Below are 13,811 nucleotides of genomic sequence, written 5' to 3'. Positions count from 1 at the left end.
ACTGGCCGGGGGATCCTCCCAGTGGTGGCGGTGCCGGCCGCGGTGGCGGCACCTGCCGCTACCGCCACCGGGCCGGCGGCCCTGGCGGATGCGGGGTTTGTGCCCGCGGCCGCTGGCAGGGGGCGTGGCGGCCGTTGGCTTCGTCGGCCCGGCCCCGCCGGGCCACCCATGGACCGAGGGCGCAGTCCCGGCACTAAAACCTAGACATCCAAAGTTTTCGTGCATCGGGCGAGCGCCTCCAGGAGCACGTCCCGCAGTCGGCCGATGCCACCGGCCATGTCGACCGACGGCTCCAGCAGCCATTGCTGAAGGCCCTCCGTGGCGGCCAGCAGGACCCGGGCGGCCCAGTCGGCATCGCAGCCGACATGGGCTCTGTGGGGCCGGGTGCTGCCGCGGGGCCCCCGCGAGCAGGGCCGCGATCTGGGGCCTCAGGCCGCGATAGCGTTCCGTGAAGAACGCGTGCCCCGGGTGGTCGGGGTCGGCGGAGGCCGCGGCGATGTCCAGGAACAGCTTGACCAGCCCGGGTGCGGCTGCGTTCCGGTCCAGCAGCTCCGTCCGCCCGAGCAGGGTCTCCGGTGTGTACATCTCGGCCCAGCGGTGTCGCGGGCCTCGATCACGGCCGTGAGCAGCGCTTCGCGGGTCCCGAAGTGGTGCAGGACGCCCGCGTCCGTCATCCCCACCCGCTCGGTGATGTCCCGTACGGACACGCCCCGGCTGCCGGCGTCGGCCTAGGCCGCGAGGGCGGCGTCGAGGATCACCTGCCGCTTGGCGGCGGTTTTGGCGCAGGGGCCCAGGGACCCGTGCAAGCCGTGCCGGCAGGCCCTGCAGGAGCGGCTGGCCCGCCACCGACCTGACCGACCCTGCACTCGATGCAAATCAGCGCCGGCGCCAGTGCCCGTGCCGTCCACCTCATCGAGTGCGACACGTGTGGCGGCCTCACCGGATCGTGGGCTCGGTGTACCGCTCAAACGCGGCCGCGGCCATCACGCTCGGCGGTCGTCGGGTAGCGGGCGAAGAAGCTCTCGACGAGGAAGCGGGCCATGGCGGTGAGACGTGCGGGCGGGTAGGCGTCAGGGTCGTCCAGGACGAGCCGACCGCCTTCCTCCATGGCGGTCAACAAGAGGTGGGCGAGGAGGTCGACGTCGAGGGTCTCGGTGCCGGGGCGGTCGGCGACGAAGTAGCGCGTGATCTCGGCGAACCGTGCGCGGATCGCGTTCTCGGCTCGCTGCCGGTACACGCGTACGGGTGGGGGTGTGGCGTCGACGGGCAGGAGGATGGCGCGCCAGCGGTCGGGGTGGGTGGTGACGGCGGTGAAGAACCCGTCGGCGACGGTCGTGAAGGTGTCGAGGGGGTCGGCGCCTTCGAGGTCGGCGGGGAGAGTGCCGGTGATCTGGGCGAGGGCGCGTGCGCCCTCGCGGTCGAGCAGGTCGCGCAGGATCTGGTGGGCGTCGGTGAACTGCCCGTAGACGACGGGCCTGGTCACACCGGCGGCCTTGGCCACCGCGTCGACGGAGACGCCGGCCACGCCATCGGCGGCGATGATCCGCAGGGCGGTGTCCAGCAGCTGCTCGCGCCGCTCCGTCGGGGACATGCGGGGAGCGTACGGGCGCTTGGTGGACGTGCCGCGGGAAGCCATGGGCCCATCCTACGGACCACGAACAAAAGCTACACGACTGTAGCTACGGTGCTGTAGCTTTCGTGGCGTCCTCTCGTCGGCGCCGGTTGAACGGAGCTGTCCTCATGAGCTTGCCCACCCCCACTCCGTGCGCCCGGGTCGTGGTCACGGGCGCGTCGTCCGGCATCGGCGCCGCGCTCGCCGAAGGTCTCGCCGCCCGCGGACACTCGCCGATCCTGGTGGCCCGCCGGGAGGACCGGCTGGACGCCTTGGCCGGGCGCCTGGCCGAGCGATACCGCGTCCAGACGGAGGTGCGTCCTTGCGACCTCGGCGATCGCGAGCAGCGAGCCGCTCTGGCGTCCCGGGAGATTGCGGTGCTGTGCAACAACGCCGGGTTCGCGACGTACGGCCCGCTGGCCACGCTCGCGCCGGAGCGCGAGCGGCTCCAGGTCGAGCTGGACGTGGTGGCCGTGCACGAGCTGACCCTGGCGGTGCTGCCCGGGATGCTGGGGCGCCGGGCGGGCGCGATCCTGATCACCGGCTCCACGGCCGGCAACCAGCCCGGCCCGAACAACACGACCTACGCCGCTTCGAAGGCGTTCGCGAACACCTTCGCCGAATCCCTGCACGCCGAGCTCGCCGGCACCGGCGTCGGCTGCACGCTTCTCGCGCCCGGCCCGGTACGGACCGAGTTCACCCGGGCCGCCGACGTTCCGGCGGTGGACCGGCTGGTTCCCGGACCTCTGTGGGTGTCGGCCGAACAGGCCGCACGGGAGGCCATCGCCGGCATGGCCAGGGGCAGGCGGCGCGTCGTACCGGGGCCCTTCGCCAAGGTGCAGACGGTCGGCGGGCAGTACACCCCGCGCGGGATCACCGCGCGGGTGCTGCGCGCGGTGTACGGGAGGCTCGTATGAACGCCTCCCGCACTCGGCCGATCCCGCGCCGTCCCCTTTCGCCGATGTCCACGGCGACCCGACTCCGCCCGAGGGGGCTCCGATGACCGACTCCACGATCACCCTGCTCGCCGAACCGCTGACCCTGCCCTGCGGCGCGGTGATCAACAACCGCATCGCCAAGGCCGGCATGAGCGAGCAGCTCGCGACCCGTGCCGGAGCTCCCACCGCCGGCCTGCACCGCCTCTACGCCACCTGGGCCCGCTCCGGCGCCGGCCTCCTCATCACCGGCAACGTCGTGATCAACCGGGACGGGCTCGTCGAACCCCGCAACGCCATCCTCGACGACGCGCGCGCCCTGCCCGCCTTCACCGCCTGGGCCGACGCCGCCCACGCCTCCGGTACGGCGGTCTGGATGCAGATCAACCACCCAGGCCGGGTCGCCACCGTCCCCTTCACCCGCCGTCCCGTCGCCCCCTCGGCCAACCGCGAACCCGTCCCCGGCTACAACCTGCGCACCCCGCGCGAACTGACCCCCCAGGGCATCCGGGCACTCATCCGCGACTTCGCCCGCACCGCCGAACTCGCCGGCCGCAGGCTTCGACGGTATCCAGATCCACGCCGCACACGGCTTCCTGCTCTCCCCAGTTCCTCTCCCCGCTCGCCAACACCCGCGACGACCACTACGGCCGTGACGCGGCAGGCCGCCGCCGCGCACTGCTGGCGACCGTCACCGCCGTACGCGAAGCCGTCGGCCCCGCCGTACCCGTCTCGGTCAAACTCAACGCCAAGGACTTCCAGTGCGGCGGCCTCGGCGAAGCCGAGTCCCTCGACGTCGCCGCCGCACTCGCCGACGCCGGCATCGACCTGCTGGAGATCACCGGCGGCAACTACGCCGAACCCGCCATGGAAGGCGTCCACCACACCCCCCACCAGGGCCCCTACTTCACCGAGTACGCCACCAGGGTCCGGGGCCGCGTCAACGTGCCCCTCATGCTCACCGGCGGTCTGCGCACCCGCGCCACGATGGAACGCCTCGTGACCGACGGTGCCGTCGATCTCGTCGGCATCGCCCGCCCCATGGCCTTCGTCCCCGACTACCCTGCCCGCATCCTCACCGGCGAACCCGAACCCCACCTGCCCGCGCCGCCACGGCCCACCGGCTACCGCCCGCTCGACGGCTACGTCCAGCTCGCCACCCACAACCTCCAGTTCCACCGCATCGCCGCCGGCCGCTGCCCCCAGCGCCGCGCCGGCTTCGGCACGGTCCTGCACTTCGTAGGCCGGATCGCCGCATCTGCATTGGGCCAGGCCGTGTGGCCGAGGTGACCGTGGTTCTCCAGCTGCTGGACCCGGGCGGCCAGGCGGGTGGTGGGGCGTGGCGAGATCGGCTTGAAGCGACGCCCCTTTAATCAAACATTTGTGCGATCTTCTGGGTCCGGCCCCGCCGAGGCGCCAGCCGTAGTGACCCGATGCCCTGTGTGGGCAGAGGTTGAAAGTGACAATAAAGCTTGATTGGCGCGGCCTGCATGGGTGCTCATCGGCCGTGGAGCGGGAGATGGAGGCGGCCGGCTCCGATCGCCAGAGCGCTATGTCCCTATTGCGCAGATATTCTGGGAAGCGTGATCGAGTCTGGACGGCCGTGGCTCCGTCGGCGCTACGGCCGGGGGTGGTTTGTACGGCTGTCGCCGGTCATTCTGACCGTCGTGATCGCCAGCCTGGCCTACGCCACTCCGCCGGAAATGGCCTTCAGTCGTCTCCTGCCCGCGGCGCCGGCCCTGGCTGCCGCCATGTGGCCGGTCCTCCCCACCGTCCTGCTCGGGACGGTCTGCCTCCTCCTGATGATCGGCCTCAGCCTCGTCTTCCCCGATCTGGGGACGTGGTGGACGGCCGCGGGGATCATCGCGGTCACCGTGGCCGCCGCGTACGGAAGCCATGTCCGGCTCCAGCGGGAGCGCACCCTCTTCCAGGTACGGCTCGTCGCCGACGCGGCGCAACAGGTGGTGCTGAGCCCTATGCCACGCCGCTTCGGGAACGTCGAGATCGAGTCGCTGTACCTGGCGGCCGCGGCGGAGGCCCGTATCGGCGGGGACTTCTACGAGGTGGTCGACACGCCGTACGGGGTCAGGCTGCTCATCGGTGACGTGCGGGGCAAGGGCCTGCCGGCAGTGGGGGCGGCCGCGGCGATCGTCAACGCCTTCCGGGAGGCGGCCTACGGCGAGACCGACATGGTCAACGTCGCACGCAGGCTGGACGCCAGCAGCACCCGTTACAACGCCGCCTTTCCCCCCGACGGGCCGATGGAGCGCTTCGCCACCGCCCTTCTCGTCGAGATTCCGCACGAGGGCAGACGTATCCACATCCTCAACTGCGGACACCCCCCGCCACTGCTCCTGAACTCCAGGAAACTCCGCGTCCTCGAGCCCGCCACCCCCTCGCCACTGCTCAGCCTCGCGGAGCTGATCGGCGATCACTACACCGTCGACAGCTTCGACTTCGCCCCCGGTGACCTGCTGCTCCTCTATACCGACGGGATCGCCGAGGCACGCGCCGGCGACGGCGAGTTCTTCCCGCTGGCAGCTTGGATGCGTCGACAGCCCCCGACACCGCCCCGCGAACTGCTCACGGCTCTTCACAGCGACCTCCTGCGCTACAGCAGAGGACGGCTCGACGACGACATCGCCGCCCTCGCCGTACGCCTGTGCGAGCCCTGAGGCACGAAGTCCCAGTGAGCGGCCGGCAGGACCGGGCGAGCCCTTCGTATGGTTGGCCCACCCGGGAACATCGGGTGGGCCTCTCAGGGCTACAGCACGATGCACCGCCCAGGTTTCGAGACGGCCGCCCCGGCAGTTCTATCCCGGCCAGCTGCGCCAGGTGTTCAACAAGCTGACGGGTGCTTCCAGGGACTCGGGGAAGTTCACTGCGGCCACCGGCGCGCAGCTGCACTGCTCTCCGATGGCCCCGCAGCAGCACTGCCGTCTCGTCTTCGACTGGCTGCAGGAGCAGCTCCCCGGTAGCTGACGTAGGCGACTCCGGTCTCAGGCCACTCCGGCCTCAGGCGATCTGGTCCGTTGGCGCTGCTCATGTCACGCCAGACCTCGATCCGAGCGGGCGATGACACCCCGGGGTCTCGGCCAACAGCACGCGCCACTATGGTGGGCCGATGGCGTCGATCAAGCAGTTCCAAGTCACTTTCGACTGCGCAGAACCCGAGCGCGTCGCTCGTTTCTGGTGCGAGGTGTTGGGGTACGTCGTACCGCCGCCGCCGGAGGGGTTTGCCACGTGGGACGATTTCGATCGCTCTCTGCCGCCCGAGCACCAGGGTTCGGCGTTCGCATGCATTGATCCCTCGGGTTCGGGCCCGCGACTGTTCTTCCAGCGCGTACCCGAAGGCAAGGTCGTCAAGAACCGGCTCCATCTCGACGTGCGGGTCGGCACCGGGCTCGTGGGTGAAGAGCGCCTCGCCGCACTCGAGGCCGAGTGCGCACGACTGATCGCGCTCGGCGCGGTACGCGTACGACTACTGCGTGCCGATGGAGTCAACGAGTCGTGCCTCGTGATGCAGGACGTCGAGGGCAACGAGTTCTGCCTCGACTGAGGGCCGTGAACGGGTCCTCGTTCTGTCCCCATGGGCCAAGACGAAGAACCGCCCCCGACCTGTCCGAGCATGACCCGCTACCCACCCTGGACGTCCTGACTGTGGACGACGGGCGGCCCGCGCCCCGCCGGCGTCGGCGGGGCGCGGTATCCCGCCTACTGCCAGTCGAGGCACCCGTCGATCACGTGCGGCGCGCTGCCGCCCCCGAAGCCCCGCCCCTCGCACAGCGCATTGGCGACCTCGGTCAGGTAGGCGGCGAACGTCGCCTCCCCGGGGTTCGGGAAGCCGGCCTCGGCGTAGTTGCCGAGCAGTCCGTACCCCTGGCCGGGAGTGCAGTCGACAAAGCTGCCGTAGAAGCCGTCCGGGTCGATGGTGGTGATCGGCAGGTACCGTTGCCCGGGCTCGTCGTCCAGGCGCGCGGCCGCGACCGGGCCCTCGAACCATGTGCCCAGATTCTCCACGGGGCCGATCCCCTCACCATCGGGCAGGAAGTACCCGGTCGGCTCGGGGTCGTCGTGGGATGTGGGCCAGTCGAAGTCCGAGGCCGGTCCGGTGCCGTTGCGCACCAGGTAGAAGGCGCGTACGTCGGCCGGGACCGTCAAGTCGAGCTCCTGCTCCAGCGAGCAGAGCTCGTCCTCCGTCGCCGGCGCGGGCAACCGCTGGAAGGTGCGCGGCGTGTGCTCCCTCAACCACGCCTCGATCCGCGCCCAGGCGACGAGGGTCTGTTCGGCCCGTATCTGATCATCGGTCATAGCCCGGACCATAGCCGTGCGGTACGACACCGGCCGCCGGCAAGTGTGTGCCTGCGCTGTCTTTGCTCTAGCGGCGCCGTGCGATCGTCACTCCGTCGCGCACCGGGAGCATCACCGAGTCCACCCGCTCGTCGGTCTTGATCAGCTCGTTCAGGCGCCGCATCGCCAAGTGATGCTCCTCCTGGTACGCGGGGTCGAGGACGCGGCCGCCGAGGAAGACGTTGTCCAGCACCACCAGCCCGCCGGGGCGCAGTCGGCCCACGATCTCCTCGTAGTACGCCGGGTAGTTGGCCTTGTCGGCGTCGATGAAAGCGATGTCGATGACCGGCTCCGCGTCGAGCGCGCGCAGAGTCTCCAGCGCGGGGGCGATGCGCAGGTCGATCCGGTCGGCGACGCCCGCACGCTCCCAGTACGGCCGGCCGATCGAGGCCCACTCCTCGCTCACATCGCAGGCGAGCAGCCGGCCGCCGTCTGCCAGGCCACGGGCGATACAGAGGGCCGAGTAGCCGGTGAAGACGCCGACCTCGACCGCGAAACGGGCGGCGGTCAGCCGGGTCAGCATCGTGAGCAGCGTGCCCTCGTCGGAAGAGATCTGCATGTGTGCAGCGCCGCCGGCGGCCTCACGGGTTGCGACGGCCAGCTCGCCGAGGATGTCGTCGGCCGGCGTGTGATGACTGAGCAAGTACTCGCCGACTACGGGAGCCGTGGGTTCCAGCTCGCCGCCGTCGATCGCGGCGGTCCATTCGACAGCGAGCTCCTCCTGGGTGGCGAAGCGAACCAGGTGACGGGTGATGACGTCCTGGACCCGGTCCAGCGACTCGATGTCGACCGCGGTGGCAGTCAACTCCAGTGCGTCCGGCGTGGGCGTGAGGGTGCAGGTCCCGGAAGTGACCGTGATCGTGCCGCGGCCGTCGGGCGTGAGGGCGGCGGCAGCTTTGTGTCCCATGTGCGAGACGAGCTGCTTGACGTAGCGGGCGGGGCGGGTGGTGGCGACACTGGCCGTGGCGAGAGGCATCGGACTCCTGGGGTCTCCGCGGACTAAGCGACGAGAATCCTCGCCACTTGCTTGGTGGCGATTCTGGGCAGCGGCAACGGAGTTGTCAAAAGCATTTAGATTCATAGACACTTTCACCCATGGCAGAAGAACAGCCCCCCGCGCACGGGAGCGATGCCGACCAGCACCAGAACGGCCGCGACGAGCAGGACCACCTTGTGCTGCGCTCGCCCGAGCAGTTCAAGGCCCTCGGGCACCCGGTGCGTCACCGTATGGTCAACGCGTTGCGCCAGCGCCCCGCAACGCTGCGTCAGCTCGCCGACGCGCTGGGAATGAGCAAGGGCACCATCGGCTATCACGTGCGCGTGCTGCGCGAGGCCGGACTGGTCCGGCTGGCCGAGACCCGCCAGGTGCGCGGCGGCACCGAGCAGTACTTCGCGCTGGTCAGCCACCGCTTCAAGGTGCACGAGGACGCGGCGATCGGGCCAGAGTTCCTGATCAACGCCGCGCTCGGCGAGATGCTGCCGGACCGGCCTGGCCAGCCCTCGCACACCGCGCTGCGCCACCTCTGGCTCACCGACGCCGAGGCGCACGCGCTGGAAGCCCGGCTGCGCGCGATGGCTGCAGAGCCGTATCCGACCACCGACAGCGCACACGGCAAGCCGTACGGGCTGCTGGTCAGCCTCTTCCGTGCCAATGTGCCCAGCCTGCCGCCGGACGACGGGCACTGACGGCCAGACTCGTCATGGCCCGGACGACACCAGTGCGCGCGGTGGCCGCCTGGCTCCTCGCCCACGACAAGCTCGACGTCCCCACGAAGGTGCCGGCGGCACCGCTGGTCGTGGCCGGCGACGCGGGCGGTACGGGCCGGTCGGGCCGGTTCCGCGTCGATGACCCGTACGTGGCTGGTCCTGGCGGACGACGCGGAGGGGAGGACCGGCCGTCGCCAGCAGCCTGCCGCACCGCGAGCCGCTGCAGATCAGCGCGTGGTCGTACGAGCGGGGGTGGTCGATATGCGGCTCCGAGCCGTGCGAGGGCGCAACCCTCATCGACGGACAGCACGTGAGGCCGTGGCGCTGGCCTCGCGCCACCTGCCATCCGGCCTCGGACCAGTCGCGCGCTCGGCGGATGACTCCACGCGGCAAGTGCCGGATCGGCAGCGCAGCAGCCGGCTGAGCACTTCAGTTGGCACCGTGCGAGTTCAAGCCGGCCAACTGAGCGTCGCTGGTGGGCGGTCGGCCGCGATGCCCGGTCACGTGTCCGGTAGGAGAAGCCAGACTTCGGAGAAGGCGAGGCCGTGCTCGTGGGTCACCACCCCGCACGGGCAGCCCAGCGAGATCAGGCGCCAGTCGCAGGTCACCGTCCACGGGCCTGTCTTACCCCCGCACGCCGGGCAGCCGACGGTCTCGGCCGTCCACACCCCGAGGGCGGGTCTGCCGTAACGACGGAAGCCGCCCGCGTACCGGACCTGCCAGGGCTCGACCGGCGGCGTGAGCGGCGGCGTGAGCGGGACGGTCTCGGGCGGGCTCGCCGAGGCCAGCACCGCGAACAGTGCGATCAGATCGGGGAGCAGGGCTTCGCCCATGTCTGTCGGTGGCACGGCCAGGCCGTCTGCCGTCCCCGCCGCGGCCCCGTATCTCGGGGCCGCCGCTGCGCCCGGTGGGTTCGGGGTGGCGTGCCAAGGCAGGAAGGCCCGGGCGGCGGCGGCCAAGAGAGCGCGCGCGGGCGGGCTGACGGCGCCTGCGTCGAGATGGTGGAGGGTAGTGCGCAGGATGCGTTGGAGACGCCGGTCCCGGTCGGTGGTCAGTAGCCGTGCGGTCGCCGCAGGCCGCGCCGGGAGCGGGGCCGCGAGGCGGGCCAGGACCGCCGCTGCTGCCGCGGAGTCCGCAGCGGTAGGGCGCCACGCCCCGGTGGCCAGGAGCCGCCGTGCTCGCCCGGCCTCACGGGTCAGGGCGCGCGTCGGCAGCGGCCGCGGGCCGAAGGCTGTCCCGTCAGTCTCGTGCCCGCTCGCCATGGCCCCGTCCCTGCGGCTGTCGCGACGTACCCGCGCACCCGCTGTGGGCGCTGGTGGACATCCCATCACAGCAGCGTCCGACCTCTTGGAGAGATTGTGACCGCTCTGCTCGCCATCGGCACGATCGGGGTGAGCCGCCCATGACACTAGCGGCCCGCTGTCTCCGTCTGGCCGGCCCAGCGGCGCAGTGCAGCGGTGGCCTGTTCGGCGTCGTGCGGACGCAGGCCGGTGATGGAGATGTGGTGGTTGGCATCGGGCACGTTGAAGAGGTAGGAGTCGTAGGTACGGCTTCCCGGGCGGAAGTGTTCTGCGACCGCGATGTCGTTCTCGCCGTTGACGAACATGAGTGAGCTGCCGTGGTGGCGTACCCAGCGGTCGATGTCCGCCATTGCAGCGGGCTGGAAGCGCAGGGGTATGTCCCGCGGCACGTAGGTGCGGATCTCCTGGATGCCCGGGTAGCGCAGCAGTCCGTCCAGGTAGGGGGTGGTGAACTGGGCGTACCCGAGTTGGGTGCCCAGTTGGTAGAAGTACGGCGTGAAGGCCTCGAGGGTCTGGTCGGTGTAAACGGGCAGCTGGGTCACTTTGGCGACCCATGCGTAGAGGGCATCGTCCGTGGCTGTGGCGGTGGGTATGGAAGCGCAGCCGCCCGTGGGCTGATGCATCCAGAACATCATCGGCACGCGCAACACGGCGAGTTCGAACGCGCGGTCTACGCTGCCGATGGTCTGGAAGGTCTTCTTCTCGCCCTCGGCCCACCGGGCGTACCGTGCTGTCATCGCCTCGCGCCGTATCAGCGCCTCACGCTGAACGGACTTGATTGCGGCGCGGCACTCGGGGGTGCCGACCTGCTCGAGGCGGGCATCGTACGCGGTGTCGTCCCGGTCGTCTGTGTTGTTGGGGGCCGAGTAGGCGACCGTACCGGCCACGTCTTCCGGATAGAAACGGCGGTGATAGACGGCCGTCATCCCCCCTTTGCTGCCGCCGGTGGAGATCCACGCGCCGTGATAGATCTTCTTGAGGGCAGTGATGAGGCGATGGTGGTCACTGGCCGCCTGCCAGATGGTGAGCTTGGACCAGTCCGAGTCTTCAGGCCGGGACGCTCCGAAGAAGCGTTGCTCGGTGGTGATCTGGTTGGCGTCCAGCAACTCGGTCGGCTCGGTCAGCCGGCTCGGCGACGATCCGAGGTCGTAGCCACTGGAGTAGAGCACCATGGGGCGCTGGGTCGACTTGTGCACCAGAGTCAGCCTCTGGTCGAAGGAACCTCGGTCCGGATGCCGATGGTCGGTGGGCTGCCGGTAGGCGAGGTCGAGGACGACCTGGCCGGGGGCGGCGGGCCGTTCGCCGAGCACGCGCATTCCGGGGACGGCGTCGATCCGGTCCCGGATGCCGCCGTCCGGCGGCTGAGCCAGAGCCGGCACGGACAGCCCGGTCGTCGTCAGCACGGTCATCAGGAACAGGGTGAGCAGGCGTCTCGTCGCGTTCTTCATACCCCTAGACAACCGCAGGCGGTGGGACCGGGGATCCCCCGAGCGTGGAAAGTATCTCCCCCTCATGGGGGGAGACAATCCATGGCCTCTGGCGTAGTCATCACGGAAGCACGGTCAGGACCAACTGAGACGCAGCGTGGCTGTTGGGTGGAGTTCTGGTGGGCGTTGGTCACCCTGGCCGACTGAAGACTCTGGTCGTCGCAGGGCGGCCGCCGACGCACCGGCGGCCGCCCTGCCGTGCCGCGCGGCGGCTGCTTCGTCAGGGGCGGGGTCAGACCTCTCCGCGCCATGCTCCGGTGGCCGAGCCGCGTTCCTCGATGAAGTGCTTGAAGCGCTTCAGGTCGCCCTTGACCTGCCGGTCTACGAAACCGAGCTTGTCGCCGATGTTCTCCGCCATGCCCTCCGGGTCGAAGTCCATCATGAGCGTGACCTGGGTGTGGGAGGGATCGATGGGCTGGAACGTGACCAGGCCCGACTGCTCGCTCTCGCCCCCGACCGTCACCCAGGCGACCTTGTGGTCGGGGATCTGCTCGGTGATCTCCGCGTCGAATTCCCGCTCCACGCCGCCGATCTTCGTCACCCAGTGCGTGAGCGTGTCGGTGCGTTGCTCGATCCTCTCGACGCCGTCCATGAACTGCGGGAACGACTCGAACTGTGTCCACTGGTTGTACGCGGTCCGGACGGGGACGTCGACCTCGATGGATTCCTTGACCTGCGACATGCTGTTCCTCCTGGTTGTGCGTGCGTGCGTGCGTGCGTGGGGCCGGTGCGTCCGGCCCGGCAGAGCACGTCATGGGTGCCCGCCACCACCGCGCCTGCCCCGGTCGTCCGGCTCGCATTCCCCGAAGGGGCCGTCCTGCTGCACCGTCCGGCTGACAGCGCTCGCGCCCGCAGCCGCCCACGTGGGCAGCAGCTCACGGGCACGTGCCCAGCCCCGAGCCACTGCCAAGGTTCCCCCGTTTGGAGCACACCGTGTATGGCCCCACGCCCGGACTCCCTCTTTTGGACCCGCGCGGGGCCGGGGCCCGTGTCCCTCGTCTGGCCCGGCGGAAGTGCGTGGTGTGCTTCGGCTGCGGCCGCCGCCCAGCATGACGGCGACGCGACACTGTCGAGCATGCGCGAGTGGTCCGCCGGCTCACCGGCCGTAGTTCCGGGGCACAGCGCGGTGGACGCCGGAGCTGGTAGCGCCGTGGCCTGCGGCACAGCTCCGCCATGTCCGCAGGGCGGGCACCGCGCGCTGGCCGGATCGGGTGATTGCGGTGTGGGGGTGCGGGGTGGTCGGCCGCGCCTTCGTCTTCGTCTTGCGCTTGGGCTTCGCTGCTGGACGCGGGGCCGGCTTGGGACCGGTGGCCCGGCGGGGCCGGGTCGGTCCTGGAGCGTCCGGACGGCGGGGTGCCGGACGGGTATGCCGGCTCTCTCCGGATGCCTCGCGGCCTGGGGCCGCGGGCTGGCCAGGGCGGCCGGGAGCGTGGTCCGGTGAATGCCGGGGGAGCGGGCGGGGAATCAGATTCGGTTGGCCCGCTCCCAGGCTTGGCGGACGTCGGCGGGAATCCGGCCACGAGGTGGGACCTCGTAGCCATTGGCACGGGCCCATGTCCGGATGACCGCAGTGTCGACGGGAGCCTGGTCTGGGGCGGGTTCGGGCTTCCACAGGGCGGGCCGCGAGCGGGTAAAGGTTGGGGGTGTGTCCAGGAGGTCCCGGGGAATCGGGGGACGCGCGTGTGCCCACTGAGGACGGAAGCGAGGAACGTGCTGAGGCTGCCCGCGAAGGTGAACCAGAGTGGACCGCGTGCTTCGTTGACGGCAATGCGCCAGCCATCGGGGTCGCCGGCGGGTTCGGTGATCCAGAAGAGGTACTCGCCGTTGCCGGTCACGCCGATGGTGAAGAGGTGGTCGGGGTGGTGGGGGACTGGGTGAGTGCCCTGCTCGTAGTCCTTGCGGAGGTGGGCGCGGATCCTGCCTGGCATGGGACCGGTGAGGTTTACGAACTCGGTCACGCCGTGCGGGTGATAGATGCCGATGTAGTCACAGAAGGTGCCGGGGCCGTAGAGCTCGGCGAGCTGCTTGTAGTCGGCGGGCAAGGCCATGCCGAGGGTGGCCTCGACGGTGTCCCATCGGATGGGCGTGGCTGGCTGGGGTGGCGGGCACAGCTGGGTGAGTGCGGCGAGGTCGGTCACTGGATTCCTAGTAGTGCTTTGTTAGCTGGTCTTGTCACGGTCGGTGTTCGGTAGTTCGCTACTTGTATGAGGGCTGGGGAGCTTGCTGCGTGTCGGGGCCGGTTGGAGGAGTTCGTCTCGGAGGTGTTCGCGCCGTTGGTGCGGCGGGATCAGCGGGTCAAGGGCGGCTTGTATCTGCGGGGCTTGTTGCTGGACGGCCGGCGGAAGTCGATGCAACCGATGGCCGAGCGCCTCGGGATCGACCATCAGCAGTTGCAGCAGTTCATGACGTCCTCGACCTG

At 70.3% G+C, this 13,811-nt stretch carries 12 protein-coding genes and 5 pseudogenes; 8 read left to right on the top strand and 9 right to left on the bottom strand.

The genetic code is table 11. The annotated features are described in order from the left end of the window. Positions 1-428: 428 nt before the first annotated feature. Together AB0447_RS25345 and AB0447_RS25340 are read right to left on the bottom strand one after the other, a co-directional pair. Positions 429-713, bottom strand: a pseudogene (locus AB0447_RS25345) (helix-turn-helix domain-containing protein); the annotation flags it as partial. A 251-nt stretch (positions 714-964) separates the two neighbouring features. Then, on the bottom strand, positions 965-1,591 hold the full coding sequence (locus AB0447_RS25340; RefSeq protein ID WP_366479047.1) for a TetR/AcrR family transcriptional regulator: 627 nt from the start codon (positions 1,589-1,591) through the stop codon (positions 965-967). A 149-nt stretch (positions 1,592-1,740) separates the two neighbouring features. On the opposite strand from AB0447_RS25340, the gene AB0447_RS25335 reads away from it, so the two are divergent. The 6 genes and pseudogenes from AB0447_RS25335 (at position 1,741) to AB0447_RS25310 (ending at position 6,106) form a co-directional block, all read left to right on the top strand. Further along, a complete protein-coding gene (locus AB0447_RS25335; protein ID WP_366479046.1) occupies positions 1,741-2,529 on the top strand; it encodes an SDR family oxidoreductase in 789 nt (262 codons plus the stop codon). Positions 2,530-2,611: 82 nt separating this feature from the next. Then, a pseudogene (locus AB0447_RS25330) lies at positions 2,612-3,085 on the top strand (2,4-dienoyl-CoA reductase); the annotation flags it as partial. Positions 3,086-3,165: 80 nt separating this feature from the next. After that, positions 3,166-3,837, top strand: a pseudogene (locus tag AB0447_RS25325) (hypothetical protein); the annotation flags it as partial. Positions 3,838-4,250: 413 nt separating this feature from the next. Further along, complete coding sequence (locus AB0447_RS25320) at positions 4,251-5,222, top strand: PP2C family protein-serine/threonine phosphatase (protein ID WP_366479116.1); 972 nt, start codon at positions 4,251-4,253, stop codon at positions 5,220-5,222. Between the two features lie 160 nt (positions 5,223-5,382). After that, on the top strand, positions 5,383-5,529 hold the full coding sequence (locus AB0447_RS25315) for a hypothetical protein (protein ID WP_366479045.1): 147 nt from the start codon (positions 5,383-5,385) through the stop codon (positions 5,527-5,529). A 142-nt stretch (positions 5,530-5,671) separates the two neighbouring features. Next, complete coding sequence (locus AB0447_RS25310) at positions 5,672-6,106, top strand: VOC family protein (protein WP_366479044.1); 435 nt, start codon at positions 5,672-5,674, stop codon at positions 6,104-6,106. Positions 6,107-6,261: 155 nt separating this feature from the next. Here the strand turns inward: AB0447_RS25310 and AB0447_RS25305 are convergent, their stop codons facing one another. Next, on the bottom strand, positions 6,262-6,858 hold the full coding sequence (locus tag AB0447_RS25305) for an SMI1/KNR4 family protein (RefSeq protein ID WP_366479042.1): 597 nt from the start codon (positions 6,856-6,858) through the stop codon (positions 6,262-6,264). Between the two features lie 67 nt (positions 6,859-6,925). Beyond that, the gene (locus tag AB0447_RS25300; protein WP_366479041.1) at positions 6,926-7,873 is read right to left on the bottom strand and encodes a DUF2218 domain-containing protein; all 948 of its coding nucleotides are present in this window, start codon (positions 7,871-7,873) and stop codon (positions 6,926-6,928) included. A 119-nt stretch (positions 7,874-7,992) separates the two neighbouring features. Here AB0447_RS25300 and AB0447_RS25295 point away from each other — a divergent pair, with 119 nt between their 5' ends. After that, positions 7,993-8,583 carry a winged helix-turn-helix domain-containing protein gene (locus AB0447_RS25295; protein WP_366479039.1) on the top strand — a complete coding sequence of 197 codons (591 nt, stop codon included), beginning with the start codon at positions 7,993-7,995 and terminating at the stop codon, positions 8,581-8,583. A 521-nt stretch (positions 8,584-9,104) separates the two neighbouring features. Here AB0447_RS25295 and AB0447_RS25290 read toward each other — a convergent pair. The 5 genes and pseudogenes from AB0447_RS25290 to AB0447_RS25270 form a co-directional block, all read right to left on the bottom strand. Beyond that, a complete protein-coding gene (locus AB0447_RS25290) occupies positions 9,105-9,452 on the bottom strand; it encodes a hypothetical protein (protein WP_366479038.1) in 348 nt (115 codons plus the stop codon). A 560-nt stretch (positions 9,453-10,012) separates the two neighbouring features. After that, complete coding sequence (locus tag AB0447_RS25285) at positions 10,013-11,353, bottom strand: S28 family serine protease (protein ID WP_366479037.1); 1,341 nt, start codon at positions 11,351-11,353, stop codon at positions 10,013-10,015. 271 nt (positions 11,354-11,624) lie between these two features. Continuing rightward, positions 11,625-12,074 (bottom strand): SRPBCC family protein, encoded by a 450-nt coding sequence (locus AB0447_RS25280; RefSeq protein WP_366479036.1) that lies wholly within the window; start codon positions 12,072-12,074, stop codon positions 11,625-11,627. 782 nt (positions 12,075-12,856) lie between these two features. Then, positions 12,857-12,967: pseudogene (locus AB0447_RS25275) on the bottom strand (histone-like nucleoid-structuring protein Lsr2); the annotation flags it as partial. A gap of 185 nt (positions 12,968-13,152) precedes the next feature. Continuing rightward, a pseudogene (locus tag AB0447_RS25270) lies at positions 13,153-13,440 on the bottom strand (hypothetical protein); the annotation flags it as partial. 156 nt (positions 13,441-13,596) lie between these two features. On the opposite strand from AB0447_RS25270, the gene AB0447_RS25265 reads away from it, so the two are divergent. Beyond that, positions 13,597-13,811 (top strand): transposase (locus tag AB0447_RS25265; RefSeq protein ID WP_366479035.1); only part of this gene is annotated, 215 nt, incomplete at its 3' end.

This window comes from Streptomyces sp. NPDC051211 (assembly GCF_040689505.1).
Taxonomy (GTDB): Bacteria; Actinomycetota; Actinomycetes; order Streptomycetales; family Streptomycetaceae; genus Streptomyces.
The sequence above is the reverse complement of the archived record's forward strand: the minus strand, read 5'-3'. Positions and strand labels throughout refer to the sequence as shown.

What these genes read in the sequence shown, in the direction of transcription:
- AB0447_RS25285 (WP_366479037.1), bottom strand. Translation starts at nt 11,353, where the DNA reads ATGAAGAACGCGACGAGACGCCTGCTCACCCTGTTCCTGATGACCGTG.
- AB0447_RS25295 (WP_366479039.1), top strand. Translation starts at nt 7,993, where the DNA reads ATGGCAGAAGAACAGCCCCCCGCGCACGGGAGCGATGCCGACCAGCAC.
- AB0447_RS25280 (WP_366479036.1), bottom strand. Translation starts at nt 12,074, where the DNA reads ATGTCGCAGGTCAAGGAATCCATCGAGGTCGACGTCCCCGTCCGGACC.
- AB0447_RS25335 (WP_366479046.1), top strand. Translation starts at nt 1,741, where the DNA reads ATGAGCTTGCCCACCCCCACTCCGTGCGCCCGGGTCGTGGTCACGGGC.
- AB0447_RS25320 (WP_366479116.1), top strand. Translation starts at nt 4,251, where the DNA reads ATGGCCTTCAGTCGTCTCCTGCCCGCGGCGCCGGCCCTGGCTGCCGCC.
- AB0447_RS25305 (WP_366479042.1), bottom strand. Translation starts at nt 6,858, where the DNA reads ATGACCGATGATCAGATACGGGCCGAACAGACCCTCGTCGCCTGGGCG.
- AB0447_RS25300 (WP_366479041.1), bottom strand. Translation starts at nt 7,873, where the DNA reads ATGCCTCTCGCCACGGCCAGTGTCGCCACCACCCGCCCCGCCCGCTAC.
- AB0447_RS25310 (WP_366479044.1), top strand. Translation starts at nt 5,672, where the DNA reads ATGGCGTCGATCAAGCAGTTCCAAGTCACTTTCGACTGCGCAGAACCC.
- AB0447_RS25340 (WP_366479047.1), bottom strand. Translation starts at nt 1,591, where the DNA reads ATGTCCCCGACGGAGCGGCGCGAGCAGCTGCTGGACACCGCCCTGCGG.